Raw genomic sequence first — 21752 nt, forward strand, 5'->3', positions numbered from 1 at the left:
CCCTCATCCGAGCCGCTGCACGGTCAGCTCGGCCATCTTGCGGGTGCGATCGCACGGATTGCCGAGATTGTCGCCGCCGAAGATGCCGTAGGACATGGACCACTCGAAGAAGTCGTCGTCGAGCTGGACGGCCAGATCGCACACCCGGTTGGACGGGTCCAGGGCCTGGAAGCCGGTGCGGCCGCCCACCTCGATGGTCTCCGGATCGCGGCCGACGCTGGCCACCCAGGCCTTCTCGCGATCGATGGGACTGCCCCGGTAGGAGGCGAAAGTGACGCTCGCCCCGCCGATTCCGCCGCCCTGCCAGTTGCAGCCGACCGAATTCTTGAACACCGCGCTCACGGTGCCGAGTCCGCCGATATCGCGTACCTCGTCGTCGGTGAGGTGACCGCATTCGCCGACGAACGGGCCCAGGGTCGCCACTTTCGGTGGCGGCCGCAGGCCCGGTGTGTCCCCCGAATCGTCCGTTCCCCCACACGCCGACAGCAGCAGCGCGAGGATCGACCCCGTGACAATCGCCGACGTCATCCGCATGCCGCCGAGCCTAGTGGATTTGCCGCATGCGGCTGGGGATGAGAGGCGGGGGCTAGGCCCCCGAATCCCCCTTGGGCTGGGATGAGAGGCGGAGGCTAGGCCCCCGAACCCCTTCAGGGCTGAGCCCCATCCCTTGCTCAGAGGTTTCCGCGCGCCTCCTGCTCGCGCTCGATGGCCTGGAACAGGGCCTTGAAGTTGCCCTTGCCGAAGCCGAGGGAGCCGTGGCGTTCGATGAGTTCGAAGAACACCGTGGGGCGATCGGTGATGGGCTTGCAGAAGATCTGCAGGAGATAGCCGTCCTCGTCGCGGTCGACCAGGATGCCGCGGCTCTGCAGTTCCTCCACCGGGACGCGGACGTGGCCGATGCGGGCGCGCAGTTCCGGATCCTCGTAGTAGGAGTCCGGGGTGTCGAGGAATTCGATGCCCTCCCGGCGCAGCACGTCCACCGCCGTGAGGATGTCGCCGGTCGCCAGGGCGATGTGCTGCACGCCCGGGCCCTGATAGAACTCCAGGTACTCGTCGATCTGCGAGCGCTTGCGGCTGGGGGCCGGCTCGTTGAGCGGGAACTTGACGCGGTGGTTGCCGCTGGCCACCACCTTGCTCATGAGGGCGGAGTACTCGGTGGCGATATCGTCGCCGACGAATTCGGCCATGTTCTCGAAACCCATGACGCGGCGGTAGAACTCGACCCATTCGTCCATCTGGCCCAGTTCCACATTGCCGACCACGTGGTCGATGGCCTGGAAGATGCGCTTGGGGGCGCCCTCGCGCGGGGTGAAGGCGGACTTGCGGGCGACGAAACCGGGCAGATAGGGGCCGTCGTAGCGGGAGCGGTCGACCAGGGTGTGCCGGGTCTCGCCGTAGGTGGCGATGGCGGCGGTGCGGACGGTGCCGAATTCGTCTGTCACATCATGGGGTTCGACCAGGACGGTGGCGCCGTGGGTGCGGGCCCATTCGATGCAGCGGTCCACGTCGGGCACCTCGAGGGCGATGTCGGTGACGCCGTCGCCGTGCCGATCGTGGTGCGCGACAAGCGGACTCGCCGGGTCCACCGCGCCGCACACCACGAAACGGGCCCCGCCGCTGCGCAATACGTACGCCTTGTGATCTCGATTGCCGGTCTCGGGACCGGAGTACGCCTCCAGGCGCATGCCGAAGGCGGATTCCAGGAAGTGGGCGGTCTGCACTGCATTGCCGACTGCCCAGACCAGGGCATCCCAGCCGATGACGGGGAAGGGGTCGGCGGTCTCGTCGTGATCGACGAGGCCGATCAGCCGTCGTAGTTCCTCGTTTTCCGGCAGGTCGATCGGCTGCCGGACCACGGTGTCATCGCTTCTCGAGCCGGTGATCTCGATACTCATGGATCCAGGAAATCGCCGCGGCAGGCATTGGGCAATATCGCCGAAATTCGTTAGACATCCTGGTGAATTACGCCACCTTATGCCCCGGAGTGCTGGACAATTTGAATAGAACAGAGCACCGCCGAGCGGAGGTACAGCCGTGGCCCGCACGCCCGCCAAACTGGATGAACTCGATCTAGCGATCCTGACCGCCATGCACGAGTTCCAGAAGGCCGGAATCCTGGAGTTGTCCCGGCGCACCCGGGTCGCCCGGGCGACCGTGCAATCGCGGATCGCGCGCATGGAGGAGGCGGGGGTCATCGCCTCCTATGATCCTCAGATCGATGTGACCGCAGCGGGATTCGATGTGGAAGCCTTCGTGACGCTGGAGATCTCCCAGGGTGCGCTGGAGGCGGTGGCCGCCGATCTGGAGGGCATCCCCGGCGTGCTCGAGGCGTATGCGACCACCGGTTCGGGCGACGTGCTGTGCCGGATCGGGGCCGATTCGCACGCGGGGCTGCAGACCGTGCTGCTCAGCATCGACCGCAGCGCCTCGGTGGTGCGGTCGCACAGCGTCATCGTGCTGTCCACCGTGGTGCCGCGCCGCACGCTGCCGCTGCTGCGCACGCTCACGCCCTCGGGGTCCAGCAAAGCTCCGGCGTACCGCAACGCGCACTGAGCCCGCCGGGCCGCGGGCGCGCCGGATCAGGGTCGCAGATCGGCGTCGGGATCCAGGATTTCGACGCTCGGCGTGCGGTCCGGCTCCAGGAAGCCGAGCAGGGCATGGGCTTCGGCCTCCACCGCCGCGCGGTCGGACCGGGTCCAGGCCGTGCGCGGGCTGATGCGCAGCCGCGCGGTGTCGCCCTTCGGGAAGACCTTGTAGACGCCGGAGAGATAGCCGTCGACCAGGATGGCCGAGACCTGGTTCGCGAAGGCGCGCAAGGGCGGCGCCGCGCCGTCGGCGATGATGCGGGAGCGGTCCTGGTGCGACAGCAGGGCATTGTCGTACCAGCCCAGCAGGCGCACCGGCGCCGGCTGATCCGGGTCGGCGAGTTCGGCGTCGGCGGCGTCGTAGAGGGTGCGGCCGCGGTCGTCGGTATAGGTGCGGACGCGGTCGCCGAGGCGGTCCACGGCGGGCTTCATGCCGGTCAGCTTGGACCAGGTCTGCATGTCCATGGTGGTGGCCGGGCCGAAAGCGCGCAGGTAGCGCAACAGCAGCTCTTCGAGGGGATAGTCCGGGTCCAGGGGTGCGCCGAGCCAGGGTTCGACGCGCGACCAGACCGGGCGGCTGCTGTCGCCCCAGCGGCCGCGGGGCGGGGTCTGCAGGACCGGCAGCTGGTAGAGCCAGGTTTGCAGGACCGCGCCCGGGTCGCGGTCGGGGTAGAGCGCGGCGGCGTGGGCGCGCAGTTCGGCCGCGGGGGTGGGGGTGTCGCCGAGGACCTTCTCGCCGTTGGCGCGCACCTCCTCCGGATCCAGGCCGACCATGGCGCCGTAGTTGAATCCCTTACGGAAGGGGACCTTTTCGAGCTCCGGCTGGATGTGCGGGGCGATGCGCAGCGCATCGGGCGGGGTGACCAGGTGAATGGTGCCGCGCATCAAGGTGATTCGCACCAGCGAGCGGTCGTCGAGTCCGGCGGAGACGGTCTCGGGATCGAAATCCGCGAGACGGCTCCACGCGGCGACGAACGGCGGCAGCATGTCCTGCGCCTGCAGGCCGATCAGGTGCTCGCACAGTTGCGGCACGGTGAGCGCGCAACGTTCCAGCAAGTGCTGCCGGGCGAGCAGGGTCCGGTTCAGGACCCGGTTGGACAGCTTCACGATTCACCCACCTCCGGGATCGGGCGCTCAGCGGAGGGTGACCACGACCTTGCCGGTGGCGGTGCGCTTGTCCAGCGCGGAGACGGCCTCGGCGGTGTGCGCGAGGGTGTAGAGGACGGGCTCCGGCGGGACGATCTTGCCGTCGGCGAGCAGCGGGGCCACCTCGGCCCACTGTTCCTGCAGGTAGCCGGGATGGGTCATGGCCCATTCGCCCCAGGCGGCGCCGATCACCTCGACGTTCTTGAGCAGCAGGCGATTGACCTTGACGGTGGGGATCTCGCCGGCGGTGAAGCCGACCACGAGCAGCCGCCCGCCCGAGGCCAGCGAGCGGATGCTGTCGGTGAAGCGGTCGCCGCCGACCGGATCGAGGACGATATCCACCCCGCGCCCGCCGGTGATCTCCTTGACCGCGTCCAGCCAGCCGTCGGTCAGCACCACATCGGTGGCCCCATTGGCCCGGGCGACCTCGGCCTTCTCCTCGGTGCTCACCACGGCGATCACCCGGGCCGCGCCCAGCGCCTGCGCCAGCCGCAGCGTGGAGGTGCCGATACCGCCGGCGGCGCCGTGCACCAGCACGGTCTCCCCCGGCGCCAGCCGGCCGCGCTCGGTCAGGCAGAAGTGCACGGTCAGATCGTTGAACAGCACGCCCGCACCGGATTCCAGCGAGACATTGTCGGGCAGCTTGAACACCATTTCGGCGGGCGTCACGGCGACGTCGGCGACCGCATTGCCGAGCAGGGTCAGCGCCACCACCCGGTCGCCCGCGCGCACGTGCGCGCCCTCGGGCGCCTCGCGCACGATGCCCGCGATCTCGCATCCGACGATGTAGGGCAGCTGCGGTTTCATCTGGTAGAGCCCGCGCGTCATGAGCACGTCGGGGAAGGCGATCCCGGCCGCGTGCACATCGATGACGACCCCGCCCGGATATCCGGCGGGCTCCGGCACATCGAGCACCTCGATGGCCTCGGGCCCTTCCAGCTTGCTCACAACCGCTGCACGCACACCAATACTCCGATCAATCCACAAATGGATACCAAGCGAACGTAACCGATCACCGGGTCACTGGCCAGCACTGATCAGGGAGGGCCCAACTCTCGGGGCTCTCAGGGGCTTCGCCCCCGAACCCCCAAAAGCAGAGTCGCTGCGCTCTCAGGGGCTTCGCCCCCGAACCCCCAAAAGCAGAGTCGCTGCGCTCTCAGGGGCTTCGCCCCCGAACCCCCAGAAACAGATCGCTGCGCTCTCGGGGGCTTCGCCCCCGAACCCCAACCCGGCCGTCGCGCGCGCTCAGCGGTAGGCGTACTCGATCATGGGTTCGTCGGCGAGGACATTGCCGCCCTTGGTGATGGTGAGGGCGGCGGCGGTGATGCGGTACTGGGTGCCGTCGGTGGGGTTGGTGACGGTGAAACCGCCGGTGCCGTCCGGAATCGGATCGTCGAGTTCTATGCCCGCGCCGTCGCTGATGCGGATGCCCTTGTAGTAGTAGCGGCCGACGCCGGTGCGGCAGACCACGATGCGGGAGGCGGAGCTGCGGCCGATGGCCATGGCCGGGTTGTCGGCGTTGCAGCGGGCGCCGGCGGCGCCGATGAAACCCTGTGCGTCCGTGCCGGTTACGGATCCGGTCAGCGGGGGCAGGGTGGTGACCGGGGGTGCGGTGGTCGCGGCGGTGGCGTTGGGGGTGGTGCGCGGCCCCGTGGTGATCGTCGGCTGGACGGTGATGGGCGAGGTGGTGCCGCCCGCATCGCCGCCGCCGGTCTCGTTGCCGGACACCAGAACCCAGCCGAGGACGGCGGCCAGCAAGACGACGACGCCGAGCAGCCCGCCGATCAGCAGGCCCACCGGGCCGCGGTCGCGCTGCGGCGGCAAGGGCAGTGGGGCGGAAGGGTGTTCGCGCCGCGGGCCACCGATATGGGTCGGCTGTGATTGCGAGTAGCCGGCCGCGCGGGGGTGCGGGGGCGGGGTGAAGTCGACGGGGCCGGAGGGATGTTCGGGGCGGGGCGGGCGGTCACCGGCCGGAAAACGCTGGGAAACCGGTGGATACACCACGGTCGGCGGGGCGGGCGGCACGGTGGTGCGGGTCTGCTCCCCGTGCTCGGCGCGCATGAGGGCGGCGCGCGCGGAGCGGGCCAGCTGGCCGGCGGAGGCGTAGCGACGCTGCGGATCCTTGGCCATGCCCACGGCCACCACCTGGTCGAGGGTGTGCGGGACGCCGGGCCGGGCGCTGGGGCGCGGCGGCGGGGTCATCATGTGGGCGCGGATGGTGGCCAGGTTGCTGTCGGTCCGGAACGGGACCTCGCCGGTGAGGCATTCGTAGAGCACGCAGGCCAGGGCGTAGATATCGGCGGAGGCGGAGGCGCCGGCGCTGTGCTCGAAACGTTCGGGAGCCATATAGGCGAACGAGCCGATGGCGCTGCCGGTGGAGGTCAGCTGCGCGTCCGAGGCGGTGTGCGCAATGCCGAAATCGACCAGGTAGGCGAACAATTCGCCGGTCAGCAGGATATTGGCGGGCTTGATATCGCGGTGCACCAGCCCGCTCTCGTGCGCGGCGTCCAGGGCGGCGGCGATCTGCTCCACCACGGTGACCGCGTGCGCGGGCGGCAGCGGGCCCTCGTCGTGCAGGTAGGCCTTGAGGTCGCGGCCCCGGACCAGGCGCATATCGATGAACAGGACGCCGTCCACCTCGCCCCAGTCGTGCACCGGGATGACGTGCGGCTCCTGCAGCCGTGCGGCGGTGCGGGATTCGCGGCGGAAGCGCTCCACATAGGCGGGTGAGCGGGCCAGTTCGACATCGAGCAGCTTCACCGCCACCACGCGGTCGCGGACGGTGTCGTAGGCCTCGTACACCTCGCCCATGCCGCCGACCCCGATCAGGCGGCGCAATTCGTATTGACCGAACCGCGTTCCGGCTCTCGCCCCTGCGGTCACTGGTGTCGCCTCCCCTGCGATGGTTTACATACCGAAAGGCTACGGGCCTGCGCGCACGACTGTCATGCCCCCGGAAGAAACTGCGTCGGTTCGGTAACGAGGAGAGGCGGGGCCGAGACATGTAGAGGCGGCGTCAACCATAAGTAGAGGTGACTCGACGCGAGTGCGTGACGTACGCACCGTAAAGTCATGTCACAGCAAGCACCGCACGAAACGCGGCACACCGTGCAGCGCGAGGAGCACCAGTGTCAGTCGATCAGCCACTCGCCCCGCTTCCCCAGGAGGGCATGGGCTTCGCTGCCGCGTGGCCCGTCCGGGCTGGCGATGTGGACCCCTACCACCGGCTGCGCTTCGACGCGATAGCCCGCTATTTGCAGGATATCGCCTGGGAGGAAATGCATTCCGGATTCTTCCACCGCACCGATCCCGCGTGGATCGTGCGCCGCACCGTGGTGGACGTGGTGCGGCCCATCCACTGGCCCGATCGGGTGGAGCTGCGGCGCTGGTGTTCGGCCATGTCCACGCGGTGGACGAATATGCGGGTGCGGATCACCAGTGAGAACGGCGGCCTGATCGAGACCGAGGGATTCTGGATCAATATCAACGAATCCACCAATATGCCGACCCGGATCAGCGATGAGGGGCTGGCCGAACTGGCCCGCACCACCGATGAGCACCGGCTGCGCTGGCGGCCCTGGCTGACCGACCACACGCCGCCGGAGAACGACACCGATCTGCCGTTTCCGGTGCGCGCCACCGATATCGACCAGTACAACCACGTCAACAATGCGGCCTACTGGCAGGCGGTGGAGCAGTACCTGGTGGATTATCCGAAGCTGGTGGCCGGACCGCACCGGGCGGTCATCGAGTACATCGCGCCGGTGTGGGCGCGCCAGCACATCAGCGTGCGCAGCCGCTACGAGCCGGGCGACCGGACCGGGCATCCCGCGCTGCGCCTGTGGTTCGTGGTCGGCGGCATCACCACCACGGCGGTGCGAATCGGCCCGCTGCCCGGCTGAACGGGCCCCGGCCGGACCGATCGAATTCGCCTGTTCCACCGACATTCCCGGCGAATATGACGTTCGCTGAAGATTTGCCTGGCAGACTCGACAGCGGGCCGATCACCAGGCGGTGATCGAGAACAGGAGATCGCCGGAATGAGACTCGCGCACCTCACCCTGATCGCGGCAACACCCGTGCTCATCGCCGGGCTGGTCGCCTGCGGCAATTCCTCGGATTCGGCCGGCAGCACGACCACCTCGGCCGCGCGCAGCTCCGCGCCCGTGACCGGCACCGGCGCCCCGGCGCCGGTGAGCACCAGCGCCCCGGCGCCCGCGCCGCCGCCCACCACCGCGCCACCCGTACCGCCGGCGCCGACCACCACCGCACCGCCACCTCCGCCGCCGACGACCACGCCCGCGCCGGAACCGATCGCGGACGTCAACTGCGGTCCGGTCACCGATGCCGGCGGCGGCACCCGCACCGTCATCGCGGTGGGCACACCGACCGGGCGGGTCGGATGCACCGAAGCCATCAATGTCGCAACGGAATACGTGCAGACCATCAGCGATACCGATGTGGCCACCATCGACGGGTGGTCGTGCAATGCGCAGCCCGATGCCGCGGTGCCGTCCATGTGCGCCAAGGACGGCCTGCTCATCAACCTGCTCGCCAACTGACCCGCGACGCGAAGCGGCCCCATCCGAATCCGGATGGGGCCGCTCGCTGTGACGCCGGCTCAGCCCTTGGCGGCCTTGAGCAGGTCCTCCAGGCTGGTGAACTTCACGCGCGGGCGGCCCGCGGCCTTGCCCGCGGTGCGCTCGGCCTGATCGATGGCCTTCCAGCCCTCGCGGCCGACCATCTCCGGCTGCCGCTCGGCGAGCAGGGCCTCCAGTGCCGCGCGATTGCCTTGCGGGGCAGTCAGCCTGCCCTGTACGAAGTCCTCGACGAGCTGGTCCACGGTCTCCTGCGAGTCGACCCGATTGGAGCCGATCACACCGCGCGGCCCGCGCTTGATCCAGCCCGAGACGTACACGCCCGGCACCGGAGCGCCCTCGGCGTCGACGACCCGGCCCTTGGCATTGGGGATGACGCCCCGATTCTCGTCGAACGGGATTCCGGCGAGCGCTTCGCCGCGATAGCCGATGGAACGCAGCACCAGCGAGGTCTCCAGCGTGCCGGTGCGGTCGGAGGCGCGGGCCACGCTGCGGCCGTTCTCCTCGACGAGCTCGTTGTGCACGTACTCGATGGCCTCCACCTTGCCGTCGCCGGTGAGCGCGGTCGGGGATACCAGGTAGCGGAAGACGATTCGCTTGTTGCCCGGGGTCGGGGTGGCGGCCGCGTACTCCTGTGCGAGGGTGTACTTGAGCCGCAGCGACGGCTCGATCTCGGGATCGTCGAGCTCGGCCCGGCTCGCCGGATCCAGTTCCAGCTCGGCGGGATCGATGATCACGTCCACGCCCTTCAGGTACGCCAGCGCCAGGAATTCCGGCGAGCTGTAGGCGGCCTGCAGCGGGCCGCGACGACCCAGCACCACGACCTCCCGGATATTGCTGGCGCGCAGCGCGTCCAGGGCGTGATCGGCGATATCGGTCTTGGCCAGCTCATCGGGATCGACGGTGAGCACGCGGGCCACGTCCAGGGCCACATTGCCGTTGCCGACGATGACGGCGCGCTCGCCGGAGAGGTCGAAGTGCCGGTCGGCGAAGTCCGGATGCCCGTTGTACCAGGCCACGAACTCGGTGGCGGACCAGCTGCCGGGCAGATCCGCACCGGGCACGTCGAGCTTGCGGTCGGTGGCGGCGCCGTGCGCGTAGAGCACCGCGTGGTGGTGAGCCAGCAGTTCCTCGTGCGAGATGTGCGTGCCGACCTCCACATTGAGCCGGTACTGCAGGGCCTCGCGCCGGAAGGCCGATTCGAACAGGCCCGCCACCGATTTGGTGCCCGGGTGGTCGGGGGCGACACCGGCGCGGACCAGGCCGTACGGGGTGGGCAGCCGGTCGAACAGCTCCACCTCCACATCGGCGCGGCGCAGCAGTTCCTCGGCCGCGTAGCAGGCGGCCGGGCCGGCGCCGACGATGGCGACGCGCAGGGTGCCCAGTTCCTTGGGCGCGCGGCTGGGCGCGACCAGCGGCTCGAAGTTGGATTCCAGCGGGTGGCGCTCGAAGTACTGCGCGTTGATGTCACGGAATCTCGCCAGGGACGCGGTCAGGTCGTCCTCGGAGAAGATGGCGTCCACCGGGCAGGCATCGACGCAGGCACCGCAGTCGATGCAGGTGTCCGGATCGATGTAGAGCATTTCGGTGGTCGCGAACTCCGGTTGCTCCGGGGTGGGACGAATGCAATCGACCGGACATTCGGGTACGCAGCTGGCGTCGTTGCAACAACGCTGCGTGATCACATAGGCCATATCTCGCAGATCCTCGAAACAGTCGCGTGGTGCTCACTCCGCTCGGGCATGAGTCGGGTGATTAGAACACGTTCTAATTTAGCGGTAGTCCCGCACTGGTGGTACTGCGGCGCCCCGCCCTCTTCAAGTGTGCCTCGAGTGTGAGGCCGGTCTCCTGTCGGCATCGATGTGACGCTTACCGTAATACCTATGGTGCGGACCCTCATCTTGATGCGGCACGGCAAATCCGGCTACCCGGAAGGCGTGGCGGACCATAACAGGCCGCTGGCGCCGCGCGGACAGCGCGAGGCCGGGCTGGCCGGCGACTGGCTGCGCGAGACCCAGCCGCGGATCGACGCCGTGCTCTGCTCCACCGCGACACGCACCCGCGAAACGCTCGCGGCCACCGGCATCACCGCACCGGCGACCTTCGAGAAGGGCATCTACGAGGCGTCGCCGCACACCCTCATCGAACTGGTCCAGCTCACCGATCCGGCCGTGGCGACGCTGCTGGTGATCGGCCACTCCCCCGGAATGCCGTGGACGGCATGGGAACTGGCGAGCAACCGCGGTTCCACGGCGGCCGAGGAGCTCAGCCGCAAATTCCCCACCTCGGCGCTGGCGGTGCTCGAATTCGACCGGCCGTGGGCCGACGCCGATCCGGGCACGGGCGACCTGGTGCGGTTCCACGTCCCGCGCTGAGCTACCTCAGCACCCGCCATGCGAGCACGCCGCCGCCCAGCAGGAGCAGCAGCAGGGCCCAGCCGAAACCGGCGACCGCCCACACGACCCCGAACACCACGAGAATCGGCAGCGCGGCGATGGCGGCGATGACCGGATTCTCCCTGACGGTCTCGAGTGCCGAGCGAGCCCGGACCCGATCGATGTCTTTTCCTGGCATGAACACCAGAGTAGGCGCGAAATGTGGATCCGAACCGGGCATTCCGGTCGGTGTCGAGTGGCAGGCTGGGGCGATGGACTGGAAAATCGAGCTCGTCGCCATCCCCGTCACCGATGTGGACCGTGCCAAGGATTTCTACACCAAGATCGGCTTCAATGCCGATCACGACCATTCCCCCAGCGCTGATGTCCGTTTCGTCCAGCTGACCCCGCCGGGTTCCGGCTGTTCCATCTGTATCGGCACCGGCATCACCCAGGCCGCCCCCGGCAGCGTGGAGGGCATGCAGATGGTCGTCGCCAGCGCCGAACAGGCCTACCAGCAGCTGGTCGCCGCCGGTGTCGACGCCACCCCGGTCAAGGACGAGGGCTGGGGCCTGTTCACCTACTTCTCCGACCCGGACGGCAACAAATGGGCCGTCCAGGAGCTGCCCGAGCACTTCTGAGCCCCGCGCACAACCGAAAACCGGCAGCTTCCGCCGTGGCGGCAGAATAAGTCTTGCTTGGAGTGCACTCCAGGTGGCTAGCGTCATTGCTGTTCCACGGAAAGGGCGAGATCGGTGAACGCACCAGTGCAGCGAGGGGCGGAGTACGAGCGGCCGCGGTATTCGATCGGGGAGGTCTCCGATCGGTGCGGGCTGACCCGCGACACGCTGCGCTGGTACGAGCGCATCGGGTTGATGGACTACGTCGGCCGGGATCATTCCGGGCAGCGGCGGTTCAGCGATCGGGATCTGGATTGGCTGGCGCTGATCGGGAAACTGCGCCGGACCGGCATGTCGGTGGCCGACATGGTGGTCTACGCGGAACTGGTCCGGGCCGGCGACCACACCTTCCCGCAGCGGCTGGAGATGTTCCGCAAGACCCGCGCCGAGGTGCTCGCCCAGATCGAGGAACTGCAGGAAACCGTGGCCGTACTCGACTGCAAGATCGCCAATTACGAGGGCAATCCGGCGGTGGATTGGCGGACCGTGGTGAAAAGACGTGTCGGCGAAGGGATTTAGACATGACGACCACGCAGGCCCTGCCCACCACCGCACTCGGCGCGGACGGCACCCGGGTCGGTGTGCAGGGTTTCGGGGCAATGGGGATCAGCGAGTTCTACGGGGCCAGCGATCTCGCCGAATGCCGGGCCACCCTGGACAAGGCGCTCGAACTGGGCGTCACGCTCTTCGACACCTCGGATATGTACGGCAGCGGGCACAATGAGGAATTCGTCGGCGAATTCGTCCGCGCCAACCGCGAGAACGTGGTGCTGGCAACGAAATTCGGGCTGGTGCGCAAGGCGGATGATCCGCGCTACCGGGGCATCGACAACTCGCCGGAGTACATCCGCCGCGCGGTCGACGCCAGTCTGCGGCGGCTCGGCATCGATGTCATCGACCTGTACTACATGCACCGCAAACAGGACGGCGTGCCGGTCGAGGAGACCGTCGGCGTCATGGCGGAACTGGTGGAGCAGGGCAAGGTCCGGCAGCTCGGACTGTCCGAGGTGACGGGCGCGGAGCTGCGGGCGGCGCACGCCGTGCACCCGATCGCGGCGGTGCAGTCGGAGTGGTCGCTGTTCTCCCGCGATGTGGAGCGCACCGCCGTCCCGGCGGCCGCGGACCTCGGCATCACCTTCGTGCCGTACTCCCCGCTCGGCCGCGGCTTCCTCACCGGAACCATCACCGTCGACAGCGTGCCGGCGGAAGGCGATGTGCGCCGGGGCTTTCCACGCCTGAGCGGTGAGAACGCCGTCCGCAACCTCGAGCTGCTGGCGCCGCTGCGCGCCATTGCCGAGGCGCGCGGCATCACCCTCGCCCAGGTCGCGCTGGCCTGGGTGCACGCCCGCGCCGGGGTGCACGGCCTGTCGGTGGCGCCGATTCCGGGCACCCGCAGCCGCACCCGGCTCGCGGAGAATGTCGCGGCGGCGACCGTGACCCTCACCGGCGACGAGCTCGCCGCCTTGGAGCCGATCGCCGCGCAGGTGAGCGGCGACCGCTACGTCGATATGAACTTCACCCAGGCCGGGCGCGAATAACGCTGGGCGCGAACGACAGCCCGCCGCAACGAAGCTAACCGGCCAGACTGATGGTGTGGCCGGTGTGCTCGGCCTTCGCCCGCAGGTAGCGCAGGTTGTCGGGCGTGGAATGCACTCCGGTGGGCACGATATCGCGCACGGTCAGGCCGAGCCCGGTCAGCTGGCGCGGCTTGTCCGGATTGTTGGTGAGCAGATCCAGCTCGGAAACGCCCAGGGCCGTGAGCATTTGGGCGGCCGCGGTGTAATCGCGGGCGTCCTCCGGCAGGCCCAGGGCGGTATTGGCCTGGTAGGTGTCCAGGCCGGAGTCCTGCAGTGCGTACGCGTCGAGCTTGTTGTAGAGCCCGATATCGCGGCCCTCCTGACGCAGGTAGAGCAGGATGCCGCCGACCTCGGCAATGCGCTCCACGGACTCGCGCAGCTGCGGGCCGCAGTCGCAGCGGGCGGAGCCGAAGACATCGCCGGTCAGGCATTCGGAGTGCAGCCGGACCAGCGGCGTCTCGCCGGGATCGCCGAGGATCAGGGCGAGGTGTTCACGGCCGTCGGCCAAGCCGTCGAAGGTGACCGCCTCGGCGGTGGTCGCGTAACCGTCGGCGAAGGTCAACGGGATCTGCACGCGGGTGCGCACACTCGCGTCGGCAGAAGAGAGGCTCATGGCTGCTCCGAATCGCAGGGAACCGTACTGATCAACACCGAACCAGGGGGTGCGAGCGGTTATTCCCCCGCGGCGCTGTGACCGGCGTCCCGGCGCGGGCGACTCAGGCCACCCGGAAGGTGCGGCGATACGAATTCGGCGAGGTGCCCAGGACCGCGCGCATGTGCTGGCGCAGCGAATTGCCGGTGCCGAAGCCGGAACGGTGTGCCACCAGGTCGATGCTCAGATCGGAGTTCTCCAGCAGATCGCGGGCGCGTTCCAGGCGCTGCGCGGTCAGCCAGCGGCCGGGGGTGGTGCCGACCTCGTCGCGGAAGCGCCGGGTGAAGGTGCGCACGCTCACCCGAGCGTGAGATGCCATGTCCTCCAAGGTGATCGGTTCCTCGAGGCGATCGAGCACCCAGGCCCGGGTGGGAGCGGTCGAGGCGGTGGAGGGCGCGGGGACGGGGCGTTCGATGAACTGCGCCTGACCGCCGTCGCGCCAGGGCGGGACCACCATACGGCGGGCGGCCCGATTGGCGACGGCCGTACCGTGATCGCGGCGCACCAGATAGAGACACAGATCCACGCCCGCCGCGACGCCGGCGGCGGTGAGCACGTCACCGCTGTCGACGAACAGGACATCCTCGTCCAGGCGCACGCGGGGATAGGCCCGGCGGAATTCCTCGGATCGCATCCAATGCGTGGTGGCCGGCAGACCGTCGAGCAGCCCCGCGGCGGCCAGCACATAGCTGCCGGTGCAGAAGGACACCAGGCGCGTGCCCGGCCGGATGCGGGCGAAGGCCGCGGCGAGGGGCGCGGGCAGCGGCCCGCCGGTCCGCAGGTCGCCGAGGTCCTCGACGGGCGGCACGATCACCGTGTCCGCGGTGGCCAGAATGTCCGGGCCGTGGTCGACGGCCAGCAGGATCCCGTCGTGGGTGCGCACCGGCCGCCCGTCGATGCTGCATACCTCGACCTCGTAGAGCGGGTCGTGCTCGTCGTCGGCGAATCCGAAAACCCGCTGCGGAATGCCGAGTTCGAAGACGGGGGAGGTTTCGAGCGCGAGCACGACGACGCGATGCGGCAGGACGGACATGGCCAGATCCTGTCATATGTTGTCCAAATGGTCAGTACCGGCGGGGTGCTCCGGACGGCAATCTGGTCTCCGCTCGCCCGATCGGGGCGATCAGCGGAGAAAGGAACCCACTGTGACCAGCGGAGAAACCATGCGCGCCATTGTCGTTCGGGAATGGGGCGGGCCGGAGGCGCTGACCCTCGCCGAGATCGATCGGCCCGAACCGGGTTTCGGCGAAATCCTGGTGCGGGTGCACGCGGCGGGTGTGAATCCGGTGGACTGGAAGACGCGCGCCAGCGGGCAGCTCATCGGCTGGGGCGAGATTCCGATCGTGGGCTGGGACGTCTCCGGCACCGTCGCCGCCGTCGGCCCGGGCGTCACCGTGTTCCGGCCCGGTGACGAGGTGTTCGGGATGCCGCGCTTCCCGCAGCAGGCGGGCGGTTACGCCGAGTACGTAGTCGCGCCGGCGCGGCACTTCGCGGCCAAGCCCGGGCGGATCGATCACGTGCGGGCGGCCGCGCTGCCGCTGGCGGCGCTCACCGCCTGGCAGGGCTTGATCGACACCGCGGGCCTGCGGCCCGGGCAGCGCGTGCTGATTCACGCCGCGGCGGGCGGCGTCGGGCATCTCGCGGTGCAGATCGCCAAGGCGCACGGGGCCCATGTGATCGGCACAGCGCGCGCCGAGAAGCACGATTTCCTGCGCAGCCTCGGCGCGGATGAGGTGATCGATTACAGCGCAGTCGATTTCGCCGCGGCCGTGGACGAGGTCGATGTGGTGCTGGACGCCTTCGGGGGCGATTACGGCACGCGCTCACTGCCGTTGGTGCGCCGCGGCGGCCATCTGGTGTCGCTGCCGGGTCCCGATGACGTGCCCGATGCCGAGGCGGCGGCGGCGCGGGGCGTGCACATCGGCTGGACGGTCGTCGAAGTCGATTCGGCGGGCCTGCGCGCCATCGCGGATCTGGTCGACAACGACAAGTTGCGGGTCGAGATCGACACCGTGCTGCCGCTGGCCGAGGCGGCGCAGGCGCACGCCTACGGTGAGACCGGCCGCGCCCGCGGGAAAATCGTATTGCAGGTCGTTTAGCAGCCGTTCCGCCCCGCTGTTCGCAATCCGGAGGGCACAGTTCGTTTTCTCGGCTTACGATGCCTCCACTATGCAGTCGACCGTAATGCACGACCGGATCTGGTTGGACAAGCAGACGCCCGAGGTCTTCCACGCGCTCAACAATGTCGCGCTGGCGGTACGCACTGCCGCCGCCGCGGTCGATTTGGGGCGGGCGGTGATGGAACTGGTGAATGTGCGCGTATCCCAGCTGAATGGCTGCGCCTTCTGCCTGGACGTGCACCACCGGGCCGCGCTCGATGCCGGAGTCACATCGCAGCAACTGGCCGTGCTGGCTGCGTGGCGGCGCAGCCCGAACCTGTATTCCGAACAGGAACAGGCGGCGCTGATCCTGGCCGAAGCCGTCACCGCGCTTCCCGATGAGGGAATCCTCGAGCATGAGTATGCTGCTGCGCGGCAACACTTGTCGGATGACCAGATGTCTGTCCTCATCTGGGCCGCGACCACGATCGGCGCGTTCAATCGCGTGTCGATTATGAGCAAACATCCGGTGCGGGTGCGGAAGGAGAATTGAACCATGAGCGAACAGGCCGTGGCGGCCGCCGTCGTTCGCAACGACGCGCAACACCGATACGAGGTGTGGTACGGAAACTCGCTCGCCGGCTTCGCCGAATATCGCGAGCGCGATGACGACGACACCGTGTTCGTCCATACCGAGGTGGACAATGCCTTCGGTGGAAAAGGGCTCGGTTCCCTGCTCGCCCACGACGCGATTACCGATGTGATCGCCCGCGGGCGCGCCATCGTGCCGCGCTGCCCGTTCATCAAGAGCTGGTTGGACAAGCATCCCGAATTCGACGAGCACGTCGTCGGCAAGGGCATCAAGCGGTGAGCGAGCGAACAGACGACACAGCGCGCGTCGCGCATGCCGGAGCCGCGCGCGGCGAGGCGCAGGCATGAGCGACCTGGAGCTGAAGCCGGAGGAGTCGCTGTGCGAGTCCTCCGGCCGGCCCGGGCCGCGCGCGGTGTTCTTCCCGTCCCGCGAGGTGCCGCTGGGCGGGGTGCGCGGAGTGACCGTGCACCGGTCGCTGCCGCAGCGGGATCTGCCCACGGTGGGCGCGTGGTGCTTCCTGGACGACTTCGGCTCCGGGTCTCCCGCCAAACCCGAAGGGCACGATATCGATCCGCATCCGCACATCGGATTGCAGACCGTCACATGGCCTTTGGACGGCCGCATCCGGCACCGCGACAGCGTCGGCTCGGATGTGGAGATCTGGCCCGGCCAGCTCAACATTATGACCTCCGGGCGTGGTATCGCGCATTCGGAGTACCGGGTCGAAGGGCACCAGTCCGGGCGCGGCCTGCAGCTGTGGATCGCACTGCCCGGTGAAAGCCGGGAGGTGGCACCGCATTTCGAGCAGCACCGGGATCTGCCCGCCTTCGAACTGCCCGGGCTGCACGGCACCGTACTCATCGGCGAACTCGCCGGAGCCAAGTCACCGGCCACCGCCTACACCCCCATTGTCGGCGCCGATCTGCGTCTCGAAGCCGGTGCGGCGGTATCGATTCCGCTGAACCCGGAGTTCGAGCACGCGCTGCTGGTCATCGACGGCGCGATCACCGCCGACGGCACCGCTGCCGAGCCCGAGTCCCTGCTCTACCTGGGCAGCGACCGGCCCGAGATCCATCTCACCAGCGCCGAGGGCGCGCACGTGCTGTTCCTGGGCGGCGAGCCGTTCGGCGAGGATCTGGTGATGTGGTGGAACTTCGTGGCCCGCAGCCACGAGGAGATCGAGGCGGCCCGCGATGCTTGGGAGAACCACGATCTCGATCGGTTCCCGGATATCGCCGGGCACACCCCCGAGCAGCGCATTCCCGCGCCGCCCTTGCCCGGCCTGCACCTGAAGCCGCGCAAGCGGCGCTGCTGAGCGCCGAAACCGCCGAACGGCCCCGGATCCATGGATCCGGGGCCGTTCGCGCTCACTGTGACGACAGCGATTGGGTGCCGATGACGCGCAGCAGGTCGAGCTTTTCCTGGGTGTCGGTGCCGGGCTTCGGGTAGTAGACCAGCAGATGGCGGGTGGCGCTCGCGGTGAGCAGCGGCTCGCAGATCAGTTCCAGCAGACCGACTTCCGGATGGAGCACGCGCTTGTGCAGTCCGGTGCGGTCGCCGACCTCGTGCCGCTGCCAGAGTTCGTCGAATTCCGGGCTGGCGGACCGCAATCGGGCGACGAGCTCGGTGATATCGGCATCGCCGGCGCGGCGGGCGGCGGTGGCGCGCAGGTCGGACACGTGCTTGTGGGCGAGCAGTTCCCGGTCGGATTCCGGGAAGCGCAGGCGCCCTTCGGGTCTGGTGAACCAGAGCCAGGGGATACAGCGGTCCAGGCCGCGGGCGTGGGTGAAATCGCCGGACAGCAGGATGTGCATGCGGTTCTGCACCAGCACCTCGCCCATATCGGAGATGACGCAGGCGGGGGTGTCGTCGAGTTTGGCCAGCACGTGCAGGATGCCGGGCCCGACATGGGTGTCGCCGTGGGCGGGCGGCTGCTGGCCGCTCAGGTGATAGAGGTGATCGCGTTCGGTGTCGGTCAGGCGCAGGGTGCGGGCCAGGGCGGCCAGCACCTGGGCCGACGGACGCGGCCCGCGGGCTTGCTCCAGGCGGGTGTAGTAGTCGGTCGACATGCCGGCGAGCATGGCCACCTCGTCGCGGCGCAGGCCCGGCGTGCGGCGGCGCAGCCCGGGCGGCAGGCCCACGGCGGCCGGTTGCAGGGCTTCGCGGCGGCGGCGTAGGAAGTCGGCTAGTTCGTCGCGGTTCACCGTTCCACTGTCCCGCAGCGTGGGCCCGCGATCCAGGGATTGGCGCTCCCCCGATAGGCCGTACCTGCTATTTCCCGCTGCGACGGCGCAGGGTGAATGCCATGACCAACTCCCTCACCACCGTCGCGCTCGGCACGACCGGGCCCGCGGTATCCCGTATCGGCCTCGGCGCGATGGGCATGTCCGGCATGTACGGCGACAGCGACGACGCCGTCTCGATCGCCACCGTGCACACCGCGCTCGACTCCGGGGCGACCCTGATCGACACCGGGGACTTCTACGGCACGGGCCACAACGAATGGCTGCTGCGACGGGCGCTGGCCCAGCGCGAGCGCGAGGATTACCAGCTCAGCGTGAAGTTCGGGGCGCTGCGCGGACCCGACAACAGCTTCGGCGGCGTGGACACCCGGCCGGAGGCGGTGCGCAACTTCCTCGCCTATTCGCTGCAGCGGCTCGGCGTGGACCACATCGACATCTACCGGCCCGCCCGGCTGGACCCCACGGTGCCGATCGAGGAGACCGTCGGCGCGATCGCCGAGATGGTGAAGGCCGGGTACGTGCGGCACATCGGGCTCTCCGAGGTCGGCGCGGAGACGCTGCGGCGGGCCGCCGCCGTGCATCCGATCGCCGATCTGCAGATCGAGTACTCGCTCATCTCCCGCGGTATCGAGGCCGAGATACTGCCCGCCGCACGGGAACTCGGTATCGGCATCACGGCCTACGGCGTGCTGTCGCGGGGTCTGCTGAGCGATTCGCTGCGCACCGGGGAGCCCTTGGCCGCCAACGACTTCCGCGCCCACAGCCCGCGCTTCCAGGGCGAGAACCTCACCGCCAACCTGCGTCTCGTCGACGCGCTCGCCGAGATCGCGGCCCGGCACGGGGTCAGCGTGGCGCAGCTGGCCATTGCCTGGGCGCTGTCACGGGGCGAGGACATCGTGCCGGTCATCGGCGCGCGACGTCCCGAACGCTGGACCGAAGCCGTTGGCGCACTGGATATCCGGCTCACCGAGGCGGAACTGGCCGCCATCGAGGCCGCCGCGCCCGCGGACCGGGTCGCCGGTGAGCGCTACGCCACCGAGCAGATGGCGATGCTCGACAGCGAGCGCTGAAATACCGCAGCCGGAAACGCGACGGCCCGAGGCACATCCCCATGCCTCGGGCCGCCCGGCTGTCCGGGCTACTTCCGACGGGGGCGGATCACGGCGGTGAAGGCGGCGGCCGCGACGGCCTTTCCGGTGTTGTCGGTAATGCGCACCGGCACCGCGAGTTCGATCTCGGCGCGGGACTCGATATCCGCACGCGTCTTGGCGATAGTCTCCGCCGTCAGCTCGGAGGTGGCCAGGAACGGCCCGTTCTCCCCCTTGGCGCGGGCCAGGTATTCGATCCTGCCGTCGCGGGCCACGATGAAGGTCTCGCCCATGAGGTCCACGATGCCGGAGATGGACGCGCCCATGGCGGCGGTCTCGGCGAGGCCGAAGAGCACCGCGGCGTGCAGGTCGCCATTGTGGTTGAGGTGCTCGGGCTTCGGGGCGATGTTCACCAGATTGCGGCCGCTGGCGAACTCCACCGCCTCGATGCCGGTGTACTGGATGAAGCCCAGCTTCTTGAAGCCGGCCATCACCAGATCACCCATGGTGGCGCTGTCCATCGCATCTCCTGTAACCGATAAATTGAAACGTGTTCTAAATTTCATACCGGCTGTGGGAGGGCTTTGTCCATGGTCAGCCGGAGACCGGCGCCGCCAGGCCGAGCGTCTCCGCGGTGCGGGTCATGGTGTAGCGCGCGAATTTGGGATCGGCGGACAGCGGGCGGCCGAAGGTCGGGATGAGCTCGCGCAGGATCGTCGTCCAGTAGTGCCAGCGGTGCGGGAAACTGCGTTCCAGCAGATCCAGCAGAATGGCCGGGGCGGTGGAAGCGCCGGGCGAGGCCCCGAGCACCGCCGCGATCGAACCATCCTGCGCGGTAATGACTTCGGTGCCGAATTGCAGCGCGCCCCGGCCGGTAGCCGGATCACGTTTGACGATCTGGGCGCGCTGCCCGGCGGTGATCATGGTCCAGTCGTCGAGGCTCGCGGTCGGCGCGAATTCGCGCAGGGTGGCCAGCTTCTTGTTGCGCGTGGCGGCCACCTGGGAGACCAGCAGCCAGAGGAGGTCGAGATTGTCCTTCATCATTCCGGCGAGCGGGCCCAGGTTGTGCGGGCGCAGCGAGGCCGGGGCATCGAGCAGCGAACCGTTCTTCAGGAATCGGGGATCGATACCGGCGTACGGGCCGAAGAGCACGGACCGCTTGCCGTCGACGATACGAGTATCCAAGTGCGGCATGGACATCGGCGGCGCGCCCACTGGGGCCTTGCCGTAGACCTTGGCATTGTGGCGTTCCACCACCTCCGGGGCGTCGCAACGCAGGAACCGCCCGCTGACCGGCAGCAGCCCGTAGCCGCGCGCCTCCGGAATCCCCGCCTTCTGCAACAACTTCAGCGCCCAGCCGCCGGTGCCCGCGAAGACGAAACGCGCATCCATCTTGTAGGTGAAGCGATCCCGATCGGTCCAATGATGGACCTTCAACAGCCAGGAGCCGTCATTGTTCTTGCGCATCCCCCACACCTCGTTGCGGCGATGCACCGCGACGCCGGATCGTTCGAGGTAGTGGATCATCTGATCGGTCAGCGTCCCGAAATCGATATCGCTGCCGGTGATGTCGTGCGTGGCGGCAATGGGCTCGCCGCCCGTGCGCTCCTCGGTCAGCAGCGGCGCCCAGTCCCCGATCCGCTCGACCTTGTCGCTGAACCGCATGGACGCGAACAAGGGGTGCGCGGACAGGGTTTCGTGCCGCTTGCGCAGGAAGTTCACATCCTCCGCGCCCTGTACGAAGGTCATATGCGGCACCGGATTGATGAAAGACTCCGGCTTGCGCAGGATTCCGGCCTCCACCAGCGTCGCCCACAGCTGCCGGCTCAACTGGAACTGCTCATTGACGGTGATCGCCTTCGCGATATCGATGGACCCGTCCGGCTTTTCCGGGGTGTAGTTGAGCTCACACAATCCGGCATGCCCGGTCCCCGCGTTGTGCCAGGCCGCCGAAGCCTCCTGCGCCACATCGGGCAGTCGTTCGAACACCGCGATCGACCAGGTCGGTTCGAGATGCCGGAGCAGAATCCCGAGCGTGGCACTCATAATCCCGCCGCCGACCAGCGCCACATCATAGGGACGCGCGGTCGGCTGCGTCTTGGTCGTCATGGTTCTTC

The 21752-nt window shown here is 68.7% G+C and carries 24 protein-coding genes; 12 read left to right on the forward strand and 12 right to left on the reverse strand.

Translation table 11 applies throughout. The features are described from left to right. Positions 1-3 precede the first annotated feature (3 nt). Both ACYQ5L_RS35335 and hppD read right to left on the reverse strand, forming a co-directional pair. The gene (locus ACYQ5L_RS35335) at positions 4-534 is read right to left on the reverse strand and encodes a DUF3558 domain-containing protein (protein WP_459962549.1); all 531 of its coding nucleotides are present in this window, start codon (positions 532-534) and stop codon (positions 4-6) included. 137 nt (positions 535-671) lie between these two features. After that, on the reverse strand, positions 672-1895 hold the full coding sequence (gene hppD / locus ACYQ5L_RS35340) for a 4-hydroxyphenylpyruvate dioxygenase (RefSeq protein WP_459962550.1): 1224 nt from the start codon (positions 1893-1895) through the stop codon (positions 672-674). Positions 1896-2034: 139 nt separating this feature from the next. Between hppD and ACYQ5L_RS35345 the strand changes: the two genes are divergently transcribed. Continuing rightward, entirely contained in the window at positions 2035-2553 is a 519-nt protein-coding gene (locus ACYQ5L_RS35345; protein ID WP_379196797.1) for an Lrp/AsnC family transcriptional regulator, read from the forward strand. A 26-nt stretch (positions 2554-2579) separates the two neighbouring features. Here ACYQ5L_RS35345 and ACYQ5L_RS35350 read toward each other — a convergent pair whose 3' ends face one another. The 3 genes from ACYQ5L_RS35350 to ACYQ5L_RS35360 form a co-directional block, all read right to left on the reverse strand. Further along, positions 2580-3692 carry a winged helix DNA-binding domain-containing protein gene (locus tag ACYQ5L_RS35350; RefSeq protein ID WP_459962551.1) on the reverse strand — a complete coding sequence of 371 codons (1113 nt, stop codon included), beginning with the start codon at positions 3690-3692 and terminating at the stop codon, positions 2580-2582. A 27-nt stretch (positions 3693-3719) separates the two neighbouring features. After that, positions 3720-4694 (reverse strand): NADPH:quinone oxidoreductase family protein, encoded by a 975-nt coding sequence (locus ACYQ5L_RS35355; RefSeq protein ID WP_459962552.1) that lies wholly within the window; start codon positions 4692-4694, stop codon positions 3720-3722. Between the two features lie 282 nt (positions 4695-4976). Then, positions 4977-6614: a serine/threonine-protein kinase gene (locus tag ACYQ5L_RS35360; protein ID WP_459962553.1), complete on the reverse strand. Its 1638-nt coding sequence runs from the start codon at positions 6612-6614 to the stop codon at positions 4977-4979. 245 nt (positions 6615-6859) lie between these two features. Between ACYQ5L_RS35360 and ACYQ5L_RS35365 the strand changes: the two genes are divergently transcribed. Further along, positions 6860-7633, forward strand: coding sequence for an acyl-[acyl-carrier-protein] thioesterase (locus tag ACYQ5L_RS35365; protein ID WP_459962554.1), 774 nt, complete (start codon positions 6860-6862; stop codon positions 7631-7633). 138 nt (positions 7634-7771) lie between these two features. Continuing rightward, a complete protein-coding gene (locus ACYQ5L_RS35370; RefSeq protein ID WP_459962555.1) occupies positions 7772-8293 on the forward strand; it encodes a hypothetical protein in 522 nt (173 codons plus the stop codon). A gap of 59 nt (positions 8294-8352) precedes the next feature. Here the strand turns inward: ACYQ5L_RS35370 and ACYQ5L_RS35375 are convergent, their stop codons facing one another. Further along, positions 8353-10023 (reverse strand): FAD-dependent oxidoreductase, encoded by a 1671-nt coding sequence (locus tag ACYQ5L_RS35375; RefSeq protein WP_459962556.1) that lies wholly within the window; start codon positions 10021-10023, stop codon positions 8353-8355. 189 nt (positions 10024-10212) lie between these two features. On the opposite strand from ACYQ5L_RS35375, the gene ACYQ5L_RS35380 reads away from it, so the two are divergent. Beyond that, positions 10213-10704, forward strand: coding sequence for a SixA phosphatase family protein (locus ACYQ5L_RS35380; RefSeq protein ID WP_459962557.1), 492 nt, complete (start codon positions 10213-10215; stop codon positions 10702-10704). 1 nt (position 10705) lies between these two features. Here the strand turns inward: ACYQ5L_RS35380 and ACYQ5L_RS35385 are convergent, their stop codons facing one another. After that, positions 10706-10903, reverse strand: coding sequence for a hypothetical protein (locus tag ACYQ5L_RS35385; protein WP_459962558.1), 198 nt, complete (start codon positions 10901-10903; stop codon positions 10706-10708). A gap of 73 nt (positions 10904-10976) precedes the next feature. Between ACYQ5L_RS35385 and ACYQ5L_RS35390 the strand changes: the two genes are divergently transcribed. The 3 genes from ACYQ5L_RS35390 to ACYQ5L_RS35400 all read left to right on the forward strand — a co-directional run bounded on the left by ACYQ5L_RS35390 (position 10977) and on the right by ACYQ5L_RS35400 (position 12922). Beyond that, the gene (locus ACYQ5L_RS35390) at positions 10977-11345 is read left to right on the forward strand and encodes a VOC family protein (RefSeq protein ID WP_459962559.1); all 369 of its coding nucleotides are present in this window, start codon (positions 10977-10979) and stop codon (positions 11343-11345) included. Between the two features lie 114 nt (positions 11346-11459). After that, complete coding sequence (locus tag ACYQ5L_RS35395; protein ID WP_459962560.1) at positions 11460-11903, forward strand: MerR family transcriptional regulator; 444 nt, start codon at positions 11460-11462, stop codon at positions 11901-11903. Between the two features lie 2 nt (positions 11904-11905). After that, complete coding sequence (locus tag ACYQ5L_RS35400; RefSeq protein ID WP_459962561.1) at positions 11906-12922, forward strand: aldo/keto reductase; 1017 nt, start codon at positions 11906-11908, stop codon at positions 12920-12922. A gap of 34 nt (positions 12923-12956) precedes the next feature. Here the strand turns inward: ACYQ5L_RS35400 and ACYQ5L_RS35405 are convergent, their stop codons facing one another. Beyond that, positions 12957-13574, reverse strand: coding sequence for a GTP cyclohydrolase II (locus ACYQ5L_RS35405; protein ID WP_459962562.1), 618 nt, complete (start codon positions 13572-13574; stop codon positions 12957-12959). A 103-nt stretch (positions 13575-13677) separates the two neighbouring features. Then, positions 13678-14646 carry a GlxA family transcriptional regulator gene (locus ACYQ5L_RS35410; RefSeq protein ID WP_459962563.1) on the reverse strand — a complete coding sequence of 323 codons (969 nt, stop codon included), beginning with the start codon at positions 14644-14646 and terminating at the stop codon, positions 13678-13680. A 112-nt stretch (positions 14647-14758) separates the two neighbouring features. Here ACYQ5L_RS35410 and ACYQ5L_RS35415 point away from each other — a divergent pair, with 112 nt between their 5' ends. From ACYQ5L_RS35415 to ACYQ5L_RS35430, 4 genes are all read left to right on the forward strand, one after another. Continuing rightward, positions 14759-15712, forward strand: coding sequence for an NADP-dependent oxidoreductase (locus ACYQ5L_RS35415; RefSeq protein ID WP_459962564.1), 954 nt, complete (start codon positions 14759-14761; stop codon positions 15710-15712). Between the two features lie 70 nt (positions 15713-15782). Beyond that, positions 15783-16265: a carboxymuconolactone decarboxylase family protein gene (locus tag ACYQ5L_RS35420; RefSeq protein ID WP_459962565.1), complete on the forward strand. Its 483-nt coding sequence runs from the start codon at positions 15783-15785 to the stop codon at positions 16263-16265. 3 nt (positions 16266-16268) lie between these two features. Continuing rightward, the gene (locus tag ACYQ5L_RS35425) at positions 16269-16583 is read left to right on the forward strand and encodes a GNAT family N-acetyltransferase (RefSeq protein ID WP_379196827.1); all 315 of its coding nucleotides are present in this window, start codon (positions 16269-16271) and stop codon (positions 16581-16583) included. Positions 16584-16647: 64 nt separating this feature from the next. Then, positions 16648-17619, forward strand: a complete 972-nt coding sequence (locus ACYQ5L_RS35430; RefSeq protein WP_459962566.1) for a pirin family protein — start codon at positions 16648-16650, stop codon at positions 17617-17619. A 52-nt stretch (positions 17620-17671) separates the two neighbouring features. On the opposite strand, the gene ACYQ5L_RS35435 is transcribed toward ACYQ5L_RS35430, so the two are convergent. Continuing rightward, the gene (locus ACYQ5L_RS35435; protein ID WP_459962567.1) at positions 17672-18508 is read right to left on the reverse strand and encodes a helix-turn-helix transcriptional regulator; all 837 of its coding nucleotides are present in this window, start codon (positions 18506-18508) and stop codon (positions 17672-17674) included. Between the two features lie 101 nt (positions 18509-18609). Between ACYQ5L_RS35435 and ACYQ5L_RS35440 the strand changes: the two genes are divergently transcribed. After that, the gene (locus ACYQ5L_RS35440; RefSeq protein ID WP_459962568.1) at positions 18610-19617 is read left to right on the forward strand and encodes an aldo/keto reductase; all 1008 of its coding nucleotides are present in this window, start codon (positions 18610-18612) and stop codon (positions 19615-19617) included. Between the two features lie 68 nt (positions 19618-19685). Here the strand turns inward: ACYQ5L_RS35440 and ACYQ5L_RS35445 are convergent, their stop codons facing one another. Together ACYQ5L_RS35445 and mqo are read right to left on the reverse strand one after the other, a co-directional pair. Continuing rightward, the gene (locus tag ACYQ5L_RS35445) at positions 19686-20156 is read right to left on the reverse strand and encodes a PaaI family thioesterase (RefSeq protein WP_459962569.1); all 471 of its coding nucleotides are present in this window, start codon (positions 20154-20156) and stop codon (positions 19686-19688) included. Positions 20157-20229: 73 nt separating this feature from the next. Continuing rightward, positions 20230-21744, reverse strand: a complete 1515-nt coding sequence (gene mqo, locus ACYQ5L_RS35450) for a malate dehydrogenase (quinone) (protein ID WP_459962570.1) — start codon at positions 21742-21744, stop codon at positions 20230-20232. Positions 21745-21752 lie beyond the last annotated feature (8 nt).

The organism is Nocardia sp. IFM 10818 (genome assembly GCF_054655275.1).

What these genes read in the sequence shown, in the direction of transcription:
- ACYQ5L_RS35410 (WP_459962563.1), bottom strand. Translation starts at nt 14,646, where the DNA reads ATGTCCGTCCTGCCGCATCGCGTCGTCGTGCTCGCGCTCGAAACCTCC.
- ACYQ5L_RS35390 (WP_459962559.1), top strand. Translation starts at nt 10,977, where the DNA reads ATGGACTGGAAAATCGAGCTCGTCGCCATCCCCGTCACCGATGTGGAC.
- ACYQ5L_RS35430 (WP_459962566.1), top strand. Translation starts at nt 16,648, where the DNA reads ATGAGCGACCTGGAGCTGAAGCCGGAGGAGTCGCTGTGCGAGTCCTCC.
- ACYQ5L_RS35440 (WP_459962568.1), top strand. Translation starts at nt 18,610, where the DNA reads ATGACCAACTCCCTCACCACCGTCGCGCTCGGCACGACCGGGCCCGCG.
- ACYQ5L_RS35420 (WP_459962565.1), top strand. Translation starts at nt 15,783, where the DNA reads ATGCAGTCGACCGTAATGCACGACCGGATCTGGTTGGACAAGCAGACG.
- ACYQ5L_RS35425 (WP_379196827.1), top strand. Translation starts at nt 16,269, where the DNA reads ATGAGCGAACAGGCCGTGGCGGCCGCCGTCGTTCGCAACGACGCGCAA.
- ACYQ5L_RS35445 (WP_459962569.1), bottom strand. Translation starts at nt 20,156, where the DNA reads ATGGACAGCGCCACCATGGGTGATCTGGTGATGGCCGGCTTCAAGAAG.
- hppD (WP_459962550.1), bottom strand. Translation starts at nt 1,895, where the DNA reads ATGAGTATCGAGATCACCGGCTCGAGAAGCGATGACACCGTGGTCCGG.
- ACYQ5L_RS35335 (WP_459962549.1), bottom strand. Translation starts at nt 534, where the DNA reads ATGCGGATGACGTCGGCGATTGTCACGGGGTCGATCCTCGCGCTGCTG.
- ACYQ5L_RS35375 (WP_459962556.1), bottom strand. Translation starts at nt 10,023, where the DNA reads ATGGCCTATGTGATCACGCAGCGTTGTTGCAACGACGCCAGCTGCGTA.
- mqo (WP_459962570.1), bottom strand. Translation starts at nt 21,744, where the DNA reads ATGACGACCAAGACGCAGCCGACCGCGCGTCCCTATGATGTGGCGCTG.
- ACYQ5L_RS35405 (WP_459962562.1), bottom strand. Translation starts at nt 13,574, where the DNA reads ATGAGCCTCTCTTCTGCCGACGCGAGTGTGCGCACCCGCGTGCAGATC.
- ACYQ5L_RS35380 (WP_459962557.1), top strand. Translation starts at nt 10,213, where the DNA reads ATGGTGCGGACCCTCATCTTGATGCGGCACGGCAAATCCGGCTACCCG.
- ACYQ5L_RS35385 (WP_459962558.1), bottom strand. Translation starts at nt 10,903, where the DNA reads ATGCCAGGAAAAGACATCGATCGGGTCCGGGCTCGCTCGGCACTCGAG.
- ACYQ5L_RS35370 (WP_459962555.1), top strand. Translation starts at nt 7,772, where the DNA reads ATGAGACTCGCGCACCTCACCCTGATCGCGGCAACACCCGTGCTCATC.
- ACYQ5L_RS35400 (WP_459962561.1), top strand. Translation starts at nt 11,906, where the DNA reads ATGACGACCACGCAGGCCCTGCCCACCACCGCACTCGGCGCGGACGGC.